Source organism: Micromonospora sp. IBSANI012 (genome assembly GCF_052814045.1).
Genome location: NZ_CP199933.1, coordinates 915570 through 934316, shown reverse-complemented (window position 1 = coordinate 934316; position 18747 = coordinate 915570). Strand labels below are relative to the sequence as shown.

Annotated in this window: 11 protein-coding genes; 6 read left to right on the top strand and 5 right to left on the bottom strand. The window is 73.1% G+C overall.

Annotation, left to right across the window (positions count from 1 at the left end; genetic code table 11):
- Nucleotides 1–4 precede the first annotated feature (4 nt).
- Entirely contained in the window at nt 5–3649 is a 3645-nt protein-coding gene (mfd, locus tag ACTWM8_RS04560; RefSeq protein WP_446212687.1) for a transcription-repair coupling factor, read from the bottom strand.
- Between the two features lie 534 nt (nt 3650–4183).
- Between mfd and ACTWM8_RS04555 the strand changes: the two genes are divergently transcribed.
- Together ACTWM8_RS04555 and ACTWM8_RS04550 are read left to right on the top strand one after the other, a co-directional pair.
- Nucleotides 4184–4711, top strand: coding sequence for a helix-turn-helix transcriptional regulator (locus ACTWM8_RS04555; protein ID WP_446212686.1), 528 nt, complete (start codon nt 4184–4186; stop codon nt 4709–4711).
- A 376-nt stretch (nt 4712–5087) separates the two neighbouring features.
- Complete coding sequence (locus ACTWM8_RS04550; RefSeq protein ID WP_446212685.1) at nt 5088–5999, top strand: cyclase family protein; 912 nt, start codon at nt 5088–5090, stop codon at nt 5997–5999.
- A 66-nt stretch (nt 6000–6065) separates the two neighbouring features.
- On the opposite strand, the gene ACTWM8_RS04545 is transcribed toward ACTWM8_RS04550, so the two are convergent.
- A complete protein-coding gene (locus ACTWM8_RS04545; RefSeq protein ID WP_446212684.1) occupies nt 6066–6638 on the bottom strand; it encodes a hypothetical protein in 573 nt (190 codons plus the stop codon).
- Complete coding sequence (locus ACTWM8_RS04540) at nt 6638–7678, bottom strand: S66 family peptidase (protein ID WP_446212683.1); 1041 nt, start codon at nt 7676–7678, stop codon at nt 6638–6640. Before ACTWM8_RS04540 ends, ACTWM8_RS04545 begins: the two co-directional genes overlap by 1 nt.
- A 131-nt stretch (nt 7679–7809) precedes the next feature.
- Between ACTWM8_RS04540 and ACTWM8_RS04535 the strand changes: the two genes are divergently transcribed.
- Together ACTWM8_RS04535 and ppc are read left to right on the top strand one after the other, a co-directional pair.
- Nucleotides 7810–8847: a hypothetical protein gene (locus ACTWM8_RS04535; RefSeq protein ID WP_446212682.1), complete on the top strand. Its 1038-nt coding sequence runs from the start codon at nt 7810–7812 to the stop codon at nt 8845–8847.
- A gap of 120 nt (nt 8848–8967) precedes the next feature.
- Nucleotides 8968–11754 (top strand): phosphoenolpyruvate carboxylase, encoded by a 2787-nt coding sequence (ppc, locus tag ACTWM8_RS04530; protein ID WP_446212681.1) that lies wholly within the window; start codon nt 8968–8970, stop codon nt 11752–11754.
- 69 nt (nt 11755–11823) lie between these two features.
- Here the strand turns inward: ppc and ACTWM8_RS04525 are convergent, their stop codons facing one another.
- Together ACTWM8_RS04525 and ACTWM8_RS04520 are read right to left on the bottom strand one after the other, a co-directional pair.
- Entirely contained in the window at nt 11824–12666 is an 843-nt protein-coding gene (locus tag ACTWM8_RS04525) for a hypothetical protein (RefSeq protein WP_446212680.1), read from the bottom strand.
- A 68-nt stretch (nt 12667–12734) separates the two neighbouring features.
- A complete protein-coding gene (locus ACTWM8_RS04520; RefSeq protein WP_446212679.1) occupies nt 12735–13916 on the bottom strand; it encodes an RNA-guided endonuclease InsQ/TnpB family protein in 1182 nt (393 codons plus the stop codon).
- 150 nt (nt 13917–14066) lie between these two features.
- Here ACTWM8_RS04520 and ACTWM8_RS04515 point away from each other — a divergent pair, with 150 nt between their 5' ends.
- Both ACTWM8_RS04515 and ACTWM8_RS04510 read left to right on the top strand, forming a co-directional pair.
- Nucleotides 14067–15230 (top strand): DNA recombination protein RmuC, encoded by a 1164-nt coding sequence (locus tag ACTWM8_RS04515; RefSeq protein ID WP_446212678.1) that lies wholly within the window; start codon nt 14067–14069, stop codon nt 15228–15230.
- Nucleotides 15231–15378: 148 nt separating this feature from the next.
- On the top strand, nt 15379–18678 hold the full coding sequence (locus ACTWM8_RS04510) for a S8 family serine peptidase (RefSeq protein WP_446212677.1): 3300 nt from the start codon (nt 15379–15381) through the stop codon (nt 18676–18678).
- Nucleotides 18679–18747: the final 69 nt, after the last annotated feature.

Below are 18747 nucleotides of genomic sequence, written 5' to 3'. Positions count from 1 at the left end.
CGCCTCACGCCGACGCCCCGGCCAGCGCCGCCGGCTCGCCCAGCACGTCGGAGAGCAGCTGCGCGCACCACTCCAGCAGCGCCTGGTCGCGCAGCGGTTCGCCGCCGATCCGGCGGGTGCTCGGCCGCGGCACGCTGACCTGGTCGGTGGCCTGCTTGTAGACCGAGTCCGGGTGGTAGCGCTTGAGCCGCAGCTGCTTGGAGTCCGGCAGCGGCAGCGGGCCGAACCGGATGTGCTTGCCCTGCATCGACACGTCGGTCAGGCCGTACCGGCGGGCCAGCAGGCGGAACCGGGCCACCGCGACCAGGTTCTGCACCGGGGCGGGCGGCTCGCCGTACCGGTCGGTCATCTCAGCGACCACCTCGCGCAGCCGCTCCTCGTCCCGGGCCTCGGCCAGCTTGCGGTACATCTCCAGCCGCAGCCGCTCCACCCCGACGTAGTCGTGCGGCAGGTGCGCGTCGATCGGAAGGTCGATCTTGACGTCGACCTCCTCCTCCTGGCGCTCGCCCTTGAACGCCGACACCGCCTCGCCGACCATCCGGACGTACAGGTCGAAGCCGACGCCCTCGATGTGGCCGGACTGCTCGCCGCCGAGCAGGTTGCCGGCGCCCCGGATCTCCAGGTCCTTCATCGCCACGTACATGCCGGCGCCCAGCTCGGTGTGCTGGGCGATGGTGGCCAGCCGCTCGTGGGCGTGCTCGGTCAGCGGCTTCTCCGGCGGGTAGAGGAAGTACGCGTACGCCCGCTCCCGACCGCGGCCGACCCGGCCGCGGATCTGGTGCAGCTGGGCCAGGCCGAGCAGGTCGGCCCGCTCCACGATCAGGGTGTTGGCGTTCGGGATGTCGATGCCGGACTCCACGATCGTGGTGCAGACCAGGACGTCGAACTCCTTCTCCCAGAAGCCGACCATCACCTTCTCCAGCGCGTCCTCGCCCATCTGGCCGTGCGCCACCGCGACCCGCGCCTCGGGCACCAGCTCGCGGATGCGCCGGGCCGCCTTGTCGATCGACTCGACCCGGTTGTGCAGATAGAAGACCTGCCCGTCGCGGAGCAGCTCGCGGTGGATGGAGGCGGCCACCTGCCGGTCGTCGTACGCCCCGACGAAGGTGAGCACCGGGTGCCGCTCCTCCGGCGGGGTGGCGATGGTGGACATCTCCCGGATGCCGGTGATCGCCATCTCCAGCGTCCGCGGGATCGGGGTGGCCGACATGCTCAGCACGTCCACCGAGGCGCGCAGCGTCTTCAGGTGCTCCTTGTGCTCGACGCCGAACCGCTGCTCCTCGTCGATGACCACCATGCCGAGCTGCTTGAACCGGGTCGCGGTCTGGAGCAGTCGGTGGGTGCCGATGACGATGTCGACGGTGCCGTCGGCGATCATCTCCAACGTCCGCTCGGACTCCTTCGGTGTCTGGAAGCGGGACAGCTGCCGGATGGTCACCGGGAACTGGCCCATCCGCTCCGCGAAGGTGTTGTAGTGCTGCTGCACCAGCAGCGTGGTGGGCACCAGCACGGCCACCTGCTTGCCGTCCTGCACCGCCTTGAAGGCGGCCCGGACGGCGATCTCGGTCTTGCCGTAGCCGACGTCGCCGCAGATCAGCCGGTCCATCGGGACGGTCTGCTCCATGTCCCGCTTGACCTCTTCGATCGCGGCGAGCTGGTCCGGCGTCTCCTGCCAGGGGAAGGCGTCCTCCAGCTCCCGCTGCCACGGCGTGTCGGGTGCGAACGAGTGCCCCTTGGACGCCTTGCGGGCGGCGTAGAGCTGGATCAGCTGCGCGGCGATCTCCTTGACCGCCTTGCGGGCGCGGGCCTTGGACTTCTGCCAGTCCGAGCCGCCCATCTTGTGCAGGGTGGGCTGCTCGCCGCCGACGTAGCGGCTGAGCTGGTCGAGCTGGTCGGTGGGGACGAAGAGCCGGTCGCCGGGCTGGCCGCGCTTGCTCGGCGCGTACTCGATGACCAGGTATTCGCGGGAGGCGCCGTTGACCGTGCGCTGCACCAGTTCGACGTACCGGCCGATGCCGTGCTGCTCGTGCACCACGTGGTCGCCGGCCTTGAGCTCCAGCGGGTCGATGGTGTTGCGGCGGCGGCTCGGCATCTTGCGCATGTCGCGGGTGGAGGTGCCCCGGCCGCCGGTGACGTCGTTGCCGGTGAGCAGCACGAACCGGGACGCCTCGTCGACGAAGCCGGCGGTCAAACAGCCACAGCTGACCAGCACCTCGCCGGGGGCGGGCGCGGCCGGCACCTCCTCGACCAGCCGGGCACCCAGACCGGCGTCGCGGAGCACCTCGACGGCCCGCTGGGCGGGGCCGTGCCCCTCGAAGACCAGCGCGATCGACCAGCCCTCGCCGGCCCAGCGCTTGAGGTCGTCGACCACCCGGGAGGTCTCGCCGTGGTAGAGCGGGGCGGGCTGCGCCGCCAGGCTCACCGCGATCGCGTCGTCGGGCGTGACGTCGACCTCGGTGGGCTCGTCTTCCCAGGCTTGCCGGACCGGTGCGGTGGCGTCCGCCTCGACCAGGCCGAACGGGGCGAGGGTCCACCAGGGCTGGCCCAGCGTGCGGGCCGCCGCGCGTACCTCGGCCAGGGTCCGGAAGGCGGCGGCGCCGAGGTCGACCGGGGCCTGGCCGCCGACGGCGGCCGCGGCCCAACTGGCCTGGAGGAACTCGTCCGAGGTACGGACCAGGTCGTGCGCCCGGGTGCGGATCCGCTCCGGGTCGCAGAGCAGTACGTGGGTGCCGGCCGGCATGCAGTCCAGCAGCAGCTCCAGGCTCTCGTTGCCGAGCAGCGCCGGGACCAGCGACTCCATCCCCTCGACCGGGATGCCCTCGGCCAGCTTGTCGAGGATCTCGGCCAGCTCCGGGTGCTCCTGGGCCAGGGCGGCGGCCCGCTCCCGCACCGACGGGGTGAGCAGCAGCTCCCGGCAGGGCGGCGCCCAGAGCTGCGGGACCTGCTCGATCGTGCGCTGGTCGGCGACGGCGAAGGTGCGGATCTCCTCCACCTCGTCGCCCCAGAACTCGACCCGGGAGGGGTGCTCGTCGGTGGGCGGGAAGACGTCCAGGATGCCGCCGCGCACCGCGAACTCGCCGCGCTTGGTGACCAGGTCGACCCGCGCGTACGCCATGTCGGTGAGCCGGCGGGCCACCTCCTCCAGGTCGGCCTCGTCGCCGGCGGTGAGCTGCACCGGTTCGAGATCGCCGAGCCCCTTGAGCTGCGGTTGCAGCAGCGACCGCACCGGCGCGACGACCACCCGCAGCGGGCCGGTCCGGCCGTGCGCGTCGGCCGACTGCGGGTGCGCCAGCCGGCGCAGCACGGCCAGCCGGCGGCCGACGGTGTCGGAACGGGGCGAGAGCCGCTCGTGCGGCAGCGTCTCCCAGGACGGGAAGACCGCCACCTGCTCGGGCGGGAGCAGGCTGCCCAGCGCCGAGGCCAGGTCGTCGGCCTCGCGGGTGGTGGCGGTCACGGCGAGCACGGGCCGGCCGGCACCGCCACCGGCGTCGACCGGATCGGCCGCGACGGCGGCGACCGCGAACGGGCGCAGCGCCGCCGGGGCGGTGAGGTCGAGGCCGTCGACCTGGGCGGCACCGGAGCGCGCCAGGTCACGCGCCCGGGCCAGCCCGGGATCGGCCAGGGCGGCGGAGAAGAGTCCGGTGAGCATCTGTGATCACTTCCAGGAAATCGACGCACGGCGACGGCCCCGCGTCCAGCCGGACGGGGGGTGCACCTGTCGAGACTATCCCGCTCGGGAGACAATCCGGGCTGGAGCCGTGGCGGCCGGGCCGGTACCGGATCCGCCGGCGGCCTCGGCGACGGGAGGAACGATGCCGGACCAGGTCGGCGGTGATCCCCGGGCACGGACCACCTCGGGTCGGTGGCGGGTGCTGGGCGCCACCGAGGGTGCCCTGCTCTACCAGGTGCGCTGCCTCGTCGACGATCCCGGCTGGCACGGGCCGCTGCCCAACCTGGGCCACCGGGTCTTCCTCGGCCGCTCCGGGGCCTCCCTGCGCCGACTCAACGGGCAGCTCACCTTCGCCGACGCCACCTCGGTGCTGTTCAGCCGGCCCGGCGACGAGATGCACGTCAGCCACCCGCTCGGCGACGGCGACGTCTACACCTGCCTGGAACTGTCACCGGAGCTGCTGGCCGGCCGGACGCCGCGCAGTGGCTGGACCGGCGCGGCTGGGACGGCAGCGTGGACGAACGCCTCGACCTGGAGCACCGGATGCTGGTGGCCCGCTGCGCGCGCGGCGTGGACCGGTTCGAGTTCACCGAGCGGATGCACCGCTTCGTCGGCCGGTTGCTCAGCGTCAGCCCGATCGGTGCCGGCGAGCCCGGCGCGGAGATCGAACGGGCCGTCGGCCGGCGTCCCGCCACCCTGGCCGCGCACCGCCGGCTGGCCGACCGGGCCCGGGAGGTGCTCGCCGGCTCCGACTTCCGGATGGGGCTGACCGAGGTGGCCGAGCACGTGGGCTGCTCGCCGCACCACCTGAGCCGGGTGTTCCAGCGGGTCACCGGGCAGAGCCTCACCGCGTACCGCAACCGGCTGCGGGTCCGCGCGGTGCTCGACGTGCTGGCCGACGACGACGGGCAGCCGCTGGGCACGGTCGCCGCCGACCACGGCTTCGCCGACCAGGCGCACCTGACCCGGGTGGTCCGGGAACAGGTGGGCCACCCGCCGGCCCGACTGCGCCGGCTGCTCACCGCCGCCGAGGCGGCCTGACCGACCCCGGCGGCCATTCGAGCAAGAATCTTCAAGACCGCGGACCTGTCCCGCCCCGAGGATGGATCACGTCAGCCCGGACCGAGCCGCCCGACGAGGCGGCCGGAGGTGGTGCGCGGACCTGTTCGGGGAGGCCCGCAGCCCTCGCCGGGAACGGCGGCCCCCGCGGGGACCCGCCGACGTGGAGGTGCCGCGAACCCCCCAGGCGCGGCACCTCCGCCCCCGCCCGCGCGCCGCTCCATCCGCGCAGATTCACGGAAAGCGGGGCTATTTCCGCGTCGGAGGCCACGAATTCTCTGAAAGTGCGCGGATCTTGCGCCGGCGGCCGGGTCGGGTGGATCTTGACTGGGGTGGGTGGGCGTGGTCGGGTGGGTGGATGGGGAAGCAGTATCGGGCGCAGTTCGACGCGGAGGTCACGTTCGCCAACGGGGGCGGGCTGCGGACCGACGGGTTCCGGCTGGACATTCCGGGGCCCGAGATCGACGACGCGGCGCTGGCCGCGCTCTTCGTCCGGCACCTCGGGCTGCTGATGGTCGCCGACGTACGGATCACCGGCAGGACGATCATCGAGGAGCCACACAAGGGCGGCCGGGGCGTCAGCGCCGAAACGGGCGACACGGGCCGACGCCTGGTCGAGCTGAGTCACGTGATCACCGATGGCATGACCACCCTGCCCGGCTGGCCGGCCCCCCGGATCAGCGAGTGGCTGACCCGCGAGGCGTCCCGGGCGAACTACGCCCCGGGCACCGAGTTCCAGGTGGGCCGGATCGACATGATCGCCAACACCGGGACGTACCTGGACACCCCCGCGCACCGCTGGGCCGAGGGCGTCGACCTCACCGGCGTCCCGCTCGACCGGCTCGCCGACCTGCCCGGCCTGGTGGTCCGGGTGCCGGCCGGCACCCGCGCGGTGGACCGGCTGCTGCTGGCGCCGTACGACGTCGCCGGGCGCGCGGTGCTGCTGCACACCGGCTGGTCCGCGCACTTCGGCACCGACCGGTACGGCGCGCCGGACGCCCCGTACCTCACCGGCGACGGGGCCCGCGCCCTGGTGGAGGCGGGCGCCGCGCTGGTCGGCGTCGACTCGATCAACATCGACGACATGAGCCCGGCGTCCGGGGGCGAACGCCGGGCGCACAGCGCGCTGCTGGCCGCCGGCATCCCGATCGTGGAGCACCTGACCGGCCTGGACGCCCTGCCCCCGGACGGGTTCCGGTTCACCGCCGCCCCGCCCATGGTGGCCGGCATGGGCACCTTCCCGGTGCGCGCCTTCGCCGTCGTCGGCTGACCCGCTCCCGCGTTGCCAGGCCGCGACGGCGGACAGCGGCCGGGCCGGCGAACTGAACCGGGCGGGTCAGAAGCCGAACTGGCAGGGGCCGAGCACGGTCAGACCGGCGCGGCCGGCCAGCCATTCGGCCCGTTCCGGCTCCCCGTCGCGCACGTGGACGAAGACGGTGTGCCCGTCGGCCGGCTCGGTCGCCCAGACGTCGGCGGCGTTGAGGACCAGTTGGACGTATGCGTGCTTGTACTCCGCGCCCAGGTCGAGGCAGCACACCGCAGGCCACCCGTTGACCCACCAGTCCACCCGGGCCCGGTCGGGCCCGACGGTCTCCGCCAACCGCCCCTCCACCAGGCCCAACCCGTGCACGGTCAGCCCGACCTCGACCTGCGGATCGGCCGGGTCCCGCGGCCCGTGCTTCGCCTCGGCCCAGGCGCCGTCGACGAACATCCGGTCCTCGCCGGTCGCCCCGAGCCAATGGCCGTACGCGTCGAGGTAGCGGGGCAGCCCGGAGTTCCGCCCGGTCTGCGCCCACAGTTCCACCTCGGTCCCCGCGAGGTCGGCCACGCCGAGCAGGTGTCCGACGGCGTGCAGCGCCCGGTCGACGTCGCCCGTACGCAAGATCGGGTACGCCCGCGAGTTGCCCATCAGTACCGGACCGAGATCCGGCGCTCGACGGCGTCCACCCGGATCTCCCCGCCGTACGGGATGATCAGTTGCGGGTCGGTGTGGCCGAGGTCGACGTCGAAGACCGCCACCGCGTCGGGGCGGTACGGGGCCAGCGCCCGGCTGACCGCCTCCCGCTGCGCCTCGGCCCACGCCAGCCGGTCCGCGACCGGCCGGGGGTTGTCGAAGTCCCACGCCTTGGGGCGGCCGACGACGACGGCGGGGAAGGCCGCGAGCAGCCCCCGCTCCCCCATGTTCCGCACGATCCGGAACACCTCCTGGGCGCTCGGAAGCTCCTCCGAGGTTTCGAGCACCAGCACCGAACCGGCCAGTTCCGCAGCGGCGGGGACCCGGTCGGCGGCCATCAGCCAGTGCAGGATCTCCAGGTTGCCGCCCCAGGTGCGCCCCTGGACCACGGTCGACGGGCCCTGCCAGTGCCAGCCGGTGCCGGGGAACATCACTGGCTCCTGCGTCAGGGTGGCCGGGTCGCGCCAGTCGCGCGGTTCGTCGCCCCACTCCGGCGCGGGCGTGAGGTCGTACCAGCCGGAGGTGAACAGGGCGGCGCGCAGCGAGTCGAGGGTGAGCGGGTGCGGCCGGCCGGACCGGCCGAGGTGCACCAGCACCGACCCGCCGTGGTACGCCACGATGCCGAGCCGGTAGAGGTGGTTGAGGACGTTGGTGTTGTCCGAGTAGCCGAAGTAGGGCTTCGGGTTGGTCCGCAGCACGGCGTCGTCCAGGTGCGGGGTGACCGTGATCAGGTCGTCCCCGCCCACGGTGGCCAGCACGGCGGTGATCGTCGGGTCGGCGAAGGCGGCGGTGAGGTCCCGGGCCCGGTCCCTCGGGTCGGCGCCCATCGTCCGGGTCGTCGGATACTCCACCGGCTCCAGGCCGAACTCCTCGCGCAGCCGGCGCAGGCCCAGTTCGTACACGTGGGGGAAGAGGCCCGGCAGGCCGGCGGAGGGTGAGACGACCGCGACCCGGTCGCCGGGGCGGGGCTTGCGCGGGTAGTTCGGGAAGGTCATGTCCGGACGCTACCGAGCGCGGCCAACGGGTTTTCCGGTCGTCCGCCCGGCGGACCAGCGTGGCGGGCCCCGCCGGGCAGGGGCGGGCGAAACGCCACGAACACGGGCAAGCGGGGCCCTAGGCTGGCGACGTGGACGAGGAGCCGGAGCTGCGGACCCGCGAGTGGCTGCCCCGCACGGCGGCCCTGCTGGTCGGCACCCTGGCCCTGGCCACGGCGTTCATCGCGGCCTACGTGGGGGCGCTGCACCGGCCGACCCCGCGCGACGTTCCGGTCGGCGTGGTCCTCGGCGACCAGCGCGCCCAGGCCGTGCTCGCCGGGGTGCGCGACCGGACCGACACGATCGAACCCATCGAGTACGACGACCCGGCTGCGGCCGACGACGGCCTGAACGGCCGCGAGGTGTACGCGGTGCTCAGCTCGACGCCCCAGGGAAAGCTCCTGCTGACCACCGCCAGCGCGTCCGCGCCCGCCGCCACGGAACTCGTCACCCAGGTGCTGACCACCGCGGCCGGGCGCGCGCAGACCCCGATCGAGGTCACCGAAGAGGTGCCGGTCTCCGCCGACGACCCGCGCGGCCTGGTGCCGTTCTACCTGGCGGTCGGCCTGGTGCTGGGCGGCTACCTGGCGTCGACCGCGCTGGGCATCTCGCTCGGCACCGCCCCGCGCAGTCTCCGCCGGGCCGGCCTGCGGATCGCCTCGCTGGCGGTGCACGCCGTGCTGCTGGCGGTCATCGCCACGCTGCTGGTCGGGCCGGTGCTCGACGTCTGGGACCACGACCTGCCGACGCTCGCCGCCGTCGGCATGCTCACCGCCTTCACCGCCGCCATGGTGGCCGCCGCCGTCCAGGCCTGGCTGGGCCTGCTCGGCACCGGACTGGTGATCCTGCTGCTGGTGGTGCTCGGCAACCCCGGCTCCGGCGGCATCTACGCCCCGGAGTTCCTGCCCGCGTTCCTGCGCGGCATGCACCGCTGGAACGTCCCCGGGCTGGCCACCGATCTGGTCAAGTCGGCGGTCTACTTCGACCTGCGGGCCGCCCGGTGGCCGCTGGCCGGGCTGCTGGTCTGGGTCGCGCTCGGGCTGCTCGGCCTGCTCAGCGCCACCCTGGTGCGGGGTCGCCGGGCCGCCCGACGGCCGAGCCGGCAGCCGGACACCAGGCCGGACGCGTGATGCCGGCGGAGATCGTGGGGAAGGTGACATCGCGGGCCCCCTCCTTACCGGCGGGTCCCCATGGATACGATCGACGGAGTCGGACAGCGCTGTCCTTCGTACTCACGTAAGGAGCGCATGGTGACCGACCAGCACGATCACGACGGCCCCGACGCCGCCCTGCGAGCCGACATCCGCCGCCTCGGCACTCTGCTCGGCCAGACCCTGGCCCGCCAGGAGGGCCGCCCCCTGCTCGACCTGGTCGAGGAGATCCGCGCCCAGGTCCGCTCCGACGCTCCCGCCGCCGCGCAGCGGCTCGGCGGGCTGGACGTCACCACCGGCACGAAGCTGGCCCGCGCCTTCTCCACCTACTTCCACCTGGCCAACATCACCGAGCAGGTGCACCGCGCCCGGGACCTGCGCCGACGCCGGGCGGCGCACGGCGGCTGGCTGGACCAGGCGGCCAAGATGATCGCCGAGCGCGGCGTGCCGGCCGAGGAGATCGCCGCGGCGGCCCGCCGGCTCGCGGTACGCCCGGTCTTCACCGCCCACCCCACCGAGGCGGCCCGCCGCTCGATCCTGTCCAAGCTGCGCGCCATCGCCGACGAACTGGACACCGAGACCACCAACGCCATCCTCTACGGCGCCAGCGACGAGGGCCCGGCCAACCGGCGCCTGGCCGAGCTGCTGGACCTGATGTGGCAGACCGACGAGCTGCGGCTGGACCGGCCGGACCCGACCGACGAGGCCCGCAACGCCATCTACTACCTGCGCGACCTGTACGCCGAGGCCGCCCCGCAGGTGCTCGACGACCTCGCCGACACCCTGCGCACCCTGGGCGTGGAGACCTCGCCCACGGCCCGCCCGCTGACCTTCGGCACCTGGATCGGCGGCGATCGGGACGGCAACCCGTTCGTCACCCCGACGGTCACCCGCGAGGTGCTCCAGATCCAGCACGAGCACGGCATCAGCGCCACCGAGAAGGCGATGGACCAGCTCATCAACGAGGTCTCGGTCTCCCGGCGGCTGCGCGCGGTGTCGTTGGACCTCTCCGCCAGCCTCGCCGCCGACCTGGACGCGCTGCCCGAGGTGGCGCCCCGGTTCCGCCGGGTCAACGCCGAGGAGCCGTACCGGCTCAAGGCGCGGTGCGTGAAGGCGAAGCTGGCCAACACCCGGGAGCGGCTGCGCCGGGGCACCCCGCACGTGCCGGGGCGGGACTACCGCGGCTCGGCCGAGCTGATCGCCGACCTGGAGCTGCTGCGCGCCTCGCTGGCCCGTAACTCCGGGCAGCTCACCGCCGTCGGCCGGCTCGCCTCCACCATCCGTACGGTTTCCGCGTTCGGCCTGCACCTGGCCACCATGGACGTGCGCGAGCACGCCGAGGCGCACCACGCGGTGCTGGCCCAGCTCTACGCGGCGGTCGGCGAGGTGTCGGACTACCCGTCGCTGACCCGGCTGGAGCGGACCAAGCTCCTCGCCGACGAGCTGGCCGGCCGCCGGCCGCTGTCGACGCTGGACACCCCGCTGACCGAGAACGCGCAGAAGACGTTCGACGTGTTCGGGGCGATCCGCGAGGCGCAGGACCGGTTCGGCGCCGAGGTGATCGAGTCGTACATCATCTCGATGACCCTCGGCGTCGACGACGTGCTCGCCGCCGTGGTGCTGGGGCGCGAGGCCGGGCTGATCGACGTGCACAGCGGCCGGGCCCGGATCGGCTTCGTGCCGCTGCTGGAGACCCCGTCGGAGCTGAACGCCGGCGGCGAGCTGCTCGACGAGCTGCTGTCGCTGCCCGCGTACCGGGCGCTGGTCGCGGCCCGCGGCGACGTGCAGGAGGTGATGCTGGGCTACTCCGACTCCAACAAGGAGGCCGGCATCACCACCAGCCAGTGGTCGATCCACCGGGCGCAGCGGGCGCTGCGCGACGTGGCCGCCCGGCACGGCGTGCACCTGCGGCTCTTCCACGGCCGGGGCGGCACGGTCGGGCGCGGCGGCGGGCCGACGCACGAGGCGGTCCTGGCCCAGCCGTACGGCACCCTGGACGGCGCGATCAAGGTGACCGAGCAGGGCGAGGTCATCTCCGACAAGTACACGCTGCCGGCACTGGCCCGGGAGAATCTGGAGCTGACCGTGGCCGCGGTGCTCCAGGCGACGCTGCTGCACACCGCGCCCCGCCAACCGGCCGAGATGCTGGAGCGCTGGGACGCGACGATGGACGTGGTCTCCGAGGCGGCCTTCCGCTCCTACCGGGGGCTGGTCGAGGACCCGGACCTGCCGGCGTACTTCTGGGCCTCCACCCCCACCGAACTGCTCGGCGCGCTCAACATCGGCTCCCGGCCGGCGAAGCGGCCGAACACCGGGGCCGGGCTGGGCGGGCTGCGGGCCATCCCGTGGGTGTTCGGCTGGACGCAGACCCGGCAGATCGTGCCGGGCTGGTTCGGGGTCGGCTCCGGGCTGGCGGCGGCCCGGGCGGCCGGGCTGGAGGACGTGCTCGCCGAGATGAATCGCAACTGGCACTTCTTCCGCACGTTCCTGTCGAACGTCGAGATGATGCTCACCAAGACCGACCTGAGCATCGCCCGCCGCTACGTGGAGACCCTGGTCCCGAAGAAGCTGCACCCGATCTTCGACAAGATCGAGCAGGAGTACGAGCTGACCAAGCAGGAGGTGCTGGCGGTGACCGCCGCACCCGCCCTGCTGGAGAACTCGCCGGTGCTCCAGCGCACCCTCGCGGTCCGGGACACCTACCTGGAGCCGCTGCACCACCTCCAGGTGGCGCTGCTGCGGCAGTACCGGGACTCCGGGGCCGCCGGGCGCGCGATGGCGACCGCGCCGGGCGGCCGCCGCGCACCGAGCGACGGTACGGCGTTGGAGCGGGCCCTGCTCACGACGGTCAACGGCATCGCCGCCGGGATGCGCAACACCGGCTGACGGACGCGACGAAAAGGCCCCGGTCACTCCGACCGGGGCCTTTTCGCGTGCCGTTCAGCCGGCGGTCGGTCACCAGTCGCCGCCGCCGAAATCCCCGCCGCCGAAATCCCCGCCCCCGAAGTCGCCGCCGCCGCCGAAATCCCCGCCGCCGAAGTCGGCCGCCTGATCGGCGCCGCCGAAGTCACCCTGGTCGCCGTAGTCCGCGCCCTGGTCCCCGGCGCCCTGGTCCCCGGCGTCGCCCTGGTCGCCGTGGTCGGCGCCGTCGCCGAAGCCCTCCTGGTAGCCGGCCTCGTAGCCGTAGCCCGGGTCGGCGAAGGCCGGCGAGAAGAGCGCGTCGGCGATCAGCAGCCCGCCGAGCACACCGGCGCCGGCGCCGAGCGCGGTCTTCCACCAGGGGGTGGAGTACCAGCCGGCCGGCACCGGCCGCCCCTGGTAGCGCCCGCCCGGGTAGTAGTAGGGGGTGTCCTGGCCCGGCTGCGGGCCGGCCTTGAACGTCTGCCCCTGCACCTGCACCTGGCGTTCCTTGGTCAACTCGCCGGTGCCCTGGGCGGCGGCCAGCGGGGGCAGTTCCGGCCCCGGGTCCAGGCCGAGCGCCACCCGCGCCGCCCGGGCGTACGCCAGCCCCTCCAGCGCGGTCTCCCGGGCCAGCCGGTACTGCTGGACCGTCCCGGCCTGCTCCAGCTGGCTGCCGGCGGCGTTGTAGCGCTCCGCCGCGTCGACCAGCGCCTGGCGGACGGCCGGGGCGTCGCCGTGCAGGTTCATCACCTGGCCGCCGAGGCGTTCGTACCAGCGCTGGGCGTCGGCGCGCACGTCGGCGAGACTGCGCGCCTCGCGGGCGGCCTGTTCCCGCCGCCACCAGACGAACCCGCCGACCAGGAGGGCCACGAGAATCGCCACGAGCAGAAGTTCCATGCCGCTGAACGTACCCGCAGGCGTCGAGTCGTACCCGTTTGGCAAGCTCTGTTGACATCCTCCCCCGCCTAAAGGCGGGGGATTCCCCCGGTCACCCGGGAGGGTTCCTGGTTCATCGCAGACTGCACGGAAGGTTGCCCTTCGTGTCTGACGTCCGCTCCGCAGGCGTTTTTCGTCTCCGCCAGCCCGGCGGCGACAACGAGATTCTTGGCGGCGTTGACGTCCCGGTCATGCCGGGTGCCGCAACTCGGACACGTCCAGTGACGTGTGCCGAGCGAGAGTGTGGCGAGCAGATGCCCGCACGCCGAGCAGGTCTTGCTGGACGGATACCATCGGTCCACGACGGCGAGGTGCCGGCCGTCGCGGTGCGCCTTGTAGGCCAGCAGGGTCCGGAACTCGGCCCAGCCGGTGCGGGAGATCGCCTTGGCGAGGCTGCGGTTATGGACCATGTTCGCCACCGCCAGATCCTCAACCGCGATGGCGTCGAACCGGCGCACCAAGGCTGTGCTGGTCTTGTGGAGGAAGTCGCGGCGGGCATCCCGCACCCGGGAGTGCACGCGGGCGACCTTCTGCTTGGCCTTGGCCCGGTTCGCGGAACCTTTCCGCTTGCGGGCCATCATCCGCTGGTACCGCTTCAACCGGCGTTCGCGGCGCTCCATGTGCTTCGGGTGAGCGATCCTGCCCTCATCGTCGCTCAGGCCCGGCACCGGCTGGGACAGTACCGCGAAGTCCGTGAGGCCGAGGTCGACGCCGACAACCTGACCGGCCGGTTCGGGGCCGTCCGGGGCGGCGACGGCGACGGCGAAGGTGACGTACCAGCGGCCGTCCGGATCACGCGACACGGTCACCGTCGACGGGTCCAGCGCGGTCACGTCTACATCCGGCCACGACCACACCACCCGCAGCGTTCCCGGGGTTTTGCCGAGGGACAGTTGCCCGTCACGCATCCGGAAGGCCGAGCGGGTGTACGAGGCGGACTGGCGGCCGTGCCGCGACTTGTACCGGGGGTAGCGGGCGCGCTTGGCGAAGAACGCGGTCACGGCGGTGTGCTGGTGCCGCAACGTCTGCTGCAACGGCACGGAGCTGACTTCGTTGAGGAACGTCAACTCCGGCAGCCGCTTCATCTCGGTCAGCGCCCGGTCCGTCTCCGCGTACGAGGTCGACTTGCCCTCCGCGTGGTAGCGGGCGTGGCGGGCGGCGAGGGTGCGGTTCCAGACCACGCGGACACAGCCGAACGTGCGGTTCAGCACGCTGGCCTGCTCCGGTGTCGGGTACGCCCGACACTTGTACGCCGTCCTCACAGGACCAACCTTACAAGAAAGGCCGATCATGGCTGAGGCAAACATGGCCGCCATTCCTCCCCGCCCTGAAGGACGGGACATCCTGGCAGCAGTTCGGTGATGGACTTCTCGACGCTGGCCGTGGTGGTCGTCTGCCTGGCCGGGGGCGGCGCGGCGGGCTGGTACGCGGCCCGGGCCCGGTCGGCCGCCGAGATCGCCCGGCTGGAGGCGACCCTGGGGGCCACCCGCGAGGGCGAGGGGCGGCTGGAGCAGTCGATGCGGGCGCTGAGCTACGAGGCGACCGCCCAGTCGCAGGAGGCGGTGGCCCGGGCGGTGGCCCCGCTTCACGACACCCTGCGCCGCTACGAGCAGCGGGTGGGCGAGCTGGAACGCGACCGGGTCGACGCCTACGCCGAGCTGCGCGAGCAGGTCCGCGCCATGAGCACGGTCTCCGGCGAGCTGCGCACCGAGACCAAGCAGCTGGTGGCGGCGCTGCGGGCGCCGCAGGTCCGGGGCCGCTGGGGCGAGCATCAGCTGCGCCGGATCGTCGAGGCCGCCGGCATGCTGGAGCACTGCGACTTCAACGAGCAGGTCACCGCCGCCACCGACCATCAGGGGGTCCGCCCCGACCTGGTGGTCCGGCTGCACGGCGGCCGGACGGTGGTGGTGGACGCCAAGGCGCCCTTCGACGCCTACCTGACCGCGATGGAGGCGCGCGACGAGCGGGGGCGGGACTCCCACCTCGACGCGCACGCGCGGCACCTGCGGGCGCACGTCGACGCGCTGGCCGCGAAGTCGTACTGGGCGGCGTTCGACTCGAGCCCGGAGTTCGTGGTGCTCTTCGTGCCGGCCGACCCGTTCCTCGACGTGGCGCTGCAGCGCGACCCGACGCTGCTGGAGCACGCCTTCGCCCGCGACGTGGTGCTGGCGACGCCGGCCACCCTGGTGGCCCTGCTGCGCACGGTCGCCTACTCATGGCGGCAGGAGGCGCTGGCCCGCAACGCGGTCGCCGTCCACTCGCTGGCCCGCGAGCTGTACGGGCGACTGTCCACCCTGGGCGACCACGTCGGCAAGCTCGGCAGCTCGCTCGGTGGGGCGGTCACGGCGTACAACCGCGCGGTGGGCTCGCTGGAGGCGCGGGTGCTGGTCAGCGCCCGCAAGCTGGCCGAGCTGGGCGTCTCCGACCATGAGCTGACGGCCCCGGCCCAGGTGGAGGTGGCGCCCCGGCAGCCGCAGGCCCCGGAGCTGGTGGACGGCACGTCCACCCTGGACCGGTCCAGCTAGCGTCCTGGATGTGACAGTACGCACCTGCGCATGTCACGAAGTGGTCACAAGGCAGCGTTCGGTAGTGACATCGCCACAAGGCAGCACAAAGGATTCGCTCACGCGTGCCCTGTCATCTCAGGGCCCTGTTCTCTGGAGGAAAGAGAACGTGAGCAAACCCCGCAACCTGAGCCGGCGTACCTCCGCCGGGCTCTTCGCCTCGGTCGTGGCCGCCGGCGCCATGGCCGGCGCGGGCGGCGCCGCCACCGCGAGCGCCGCGCCCGCCACCACTCCGGACGCCCCGACCAACGCCGTCGAGGCGCTCGGCTCGCACGACGCCAAGCTGCTCGCCGAGGCCGAGGCGAAGCACGCGCCGACCGTGACCCTGATCGTCGCCACCGAGAAGGGTGAGGCGAAGGACGTCGCCGCCGCGATGAAGGACCTCGGCGGGACGGTCAGCCAGCGCTTCGACTCGATCGGCTATGTGCTGGCCAAGGTGCCCACCGCCAAGGTGCTCAAGGCCGCCACGCTGCCGGGCGTCGCCGCGGTCGACCTCGACGAGACCATCCAGCTCCCGGACCCGACCCCGGAGTCCGCGCCGAACGGCGCGACCGCCGCCGAGCAGGGCGAGACCCTGGCCGGCCCGGGTGCCGGCACCGGCGCGGTCAACCCGTACATGCCGACCAACGAGACCGGCGCGGAGGCCTTCAAGGCCGCCCACCCCGAGTGGGACGGGCGCGGGGTCACCATCGGCATCATGGACTCCGGTGTCGACCTCGACCAGCCGGCGTTGCAGAAGACCACCACCGGCGAGCGCAAGATCGTCGACTGGGTCACCGCGACCGACCCGCTGGAGGACGCCACCTGGCGGGCGATGATCACCGAGGTGACCGGCCCGACCTTCACCATCGGCACCACCGCCTGGACGGCCCCGGCCGGCACCTACCGGTTCGCCACCTTCCGTGAGTCGATCACGGTGGGCAGCGACCCGGCCGGCGACGTCAACCGCGACGGCGACACCACCGACTCGTGGGGTGTCCTCTACGACACCACCAGCCACGACATCTGGGTGGACGTCAACCAGAACCGCAACTTCACCGACGACGAGCTGATGCGCCCGTACAAGGAGAAGTTCCAGGTCGGCCACTTCGGCACCGACAACCCGGCCACCGCGGTCCGCGAGCAGATCCCGTTCGTGGTCGAGTACCGCGAGGACGTCGACACCGCGCCGGTGGGCGGCCCCGGCCTGGTCGACTACGTCAACATCGGCATCATCGAGGCCACCCACGGCACGCACGTCGCCGGCATCACCGCCGCCAACGACATGCTCGGCAACACCGCCCTCGACGGCGCGGCGCCCGGTGCCAAGCTGGTCTCCGCCCGGGCCTGCTCCTGGGGCGGCGGCTGCACCGCCGCGGCGCTCACCACCGGCATGGCCGACCTGGTGATCAACCGCAAGGTCGACGTGGTCAACATGTCGATCGGCGGCCTGCCGGCGCTGAACGACGGCTCGAACGCCCGCGCCCAGCTCTACAACGACCTGATCAGCACCTACGGCGTGCAGCTGTTCATCTCGGCCGGCAACTCCGGTCCGGGCCTGAACACCATCGGCGACCCGTCGGTGGCGTCCAACGTGGTCAGCGTCGCGGCCAGCATCAGCAAGGAGACCTGGCTGGCCAACTACGGCTCGGTGGTGCGCAAGGACAACGCGCTGTTCAACTTCTCCTCGCGCGGCCCGCGTGAGGACGGCGGCTTCAAGCCGAACATCGCGGCCCCCGGCTCGGCGATCTCCACCGCGCCGACCTGGCAGGCCGGCAACCCGGTCCCCGAGGCCGGCTACCCGCTGCCGCCGGGCTACCAGATGCTCAACGGCACGTCGATGGCCTCGCCGCAGGCCGCCGGCGCCGCCGCGCTGCTGCTCTCCGCCGCCAAGGCCAACGACCAGGGCGTCACCCCGGCCGCGCTGCGCCGGGCCATCTACACCTCGGCCCAGCCGATCGCCGGTGTCGCCACGTACGCCCAGGGCTACGGCATGCTCAACGTGCCCGGCGCCTGGGACCTGCTCGCCGACGGCGTCGAGACCCGCTCGTACGCCTCCGACGCGCCGGTCTGCACGGAGCTGTCGAAGAACCTGACCCGCTACGACGCGGGCACCGGGCGCTTCGTGCCGAACCCGGACCGGGGCACCGGCGTCTACAACCGGTGCGCGGCCGGCCAGGGCGGCCAGAAGGTCGACCAGACCCGGACGTACAAGGTCAAGATCACCCGCACCAGCGGTCCGGCCGGCAGCATCCGGCACGACGTCACGCTGCGCGGCAACGACGGCACCTTCACCGCGCCGCGGTCGGTGGTGCTGCCGCTGAACAAGACGGTCACCGTCAACGTGGTCGCCAAGCCCCGCACCGACGGGGCGCACGGCGCGCTGATGACCATCGACGACCCGGCCACCTCGGTGGTCGACTTCGAGGTCTCCACCGTGGTGGTCGTCGGCAACGACGTGAAGCAGCCGGCGTACTCGTGGTCGGCCGAGGGCTCGGTCGAGCGGAACAGCTTCACCTCGTACTTCGTGACGGTGCCGGCCGGGGCGGGCACGCTCCAGGTCAACCTCTCCGGCATCGCCACCGGCTCGCAGACGCGGTTCATCGCCATCAACCCGTACGGCGTCCCGGTGGAGAGCACCGCCAGCACCGCCTGCTACACCAACTTCTCCGACGCGGCGGTCTGCAAGCCGCAGGAGCGGGACTACCAGAACCCGATCCCGGGCATCTGGGAGATCGAGGTCGAGGCCCGGCGCACCTCGCCGGCGCTGAACAACCCGTACCAGCTCCAGGCGCGGGTGCAGGGCGTCAAGGTCGAGCCGGCCGTGGTGGAGCTGCCGTCGGTCACCGCCGGCACCCCCACCGAGGTGACCTGGGACCTGACCAACACCTTCGGCCCGGTCGCGGTGACCGGCCAGGGTGGCCCGCTGTCCAGCGTGCACGCCGAGCGGCCGACCATCGCCGAGGGCGCGCAGCAGGAGTACACCGTGACGGTGCCGGCCGGGGCGAGCAGCTTCACCGCGCGGATCGGCAACACCGCCAACCTCGGCGCCGACCTGGACCTGTCGGTCTTCCGGGGGGCCACCCGGGTGGGCATCTCGGCCGACGGTGACTCGGAGGAGGCGGTCACCCTGACCAACCCGGTCGCCGGCACCTACCGGGTCGTGGTGGACGGGTACGCCGTCGACGGCCCGGGCACCAGCACCGCCTACGACTACCGGGACTCGTTCTCGGCCCCGTCGCTGGGCACGCTGGCCGCCCCGACCACCCCGCTGCCGCTGGACAACGGCGACGCCGCCACCCTGACCGGTACGGTGACCGCCCTGTCCGCCCCGGCCGCCGGCCGGGAGCTCTACGGCGACCTGGCCGTCACCACCACCGAGGGCGCGGTCGTCGGCCGTGGCTCGGTCGCGATCGGCGCGGTGAACTGAGCACCGCCTGACGGCGGTCTCCGGACCGCCGAGCACCACAGGAGCCCGTCCCCGGTCCCCGGGGGCGGG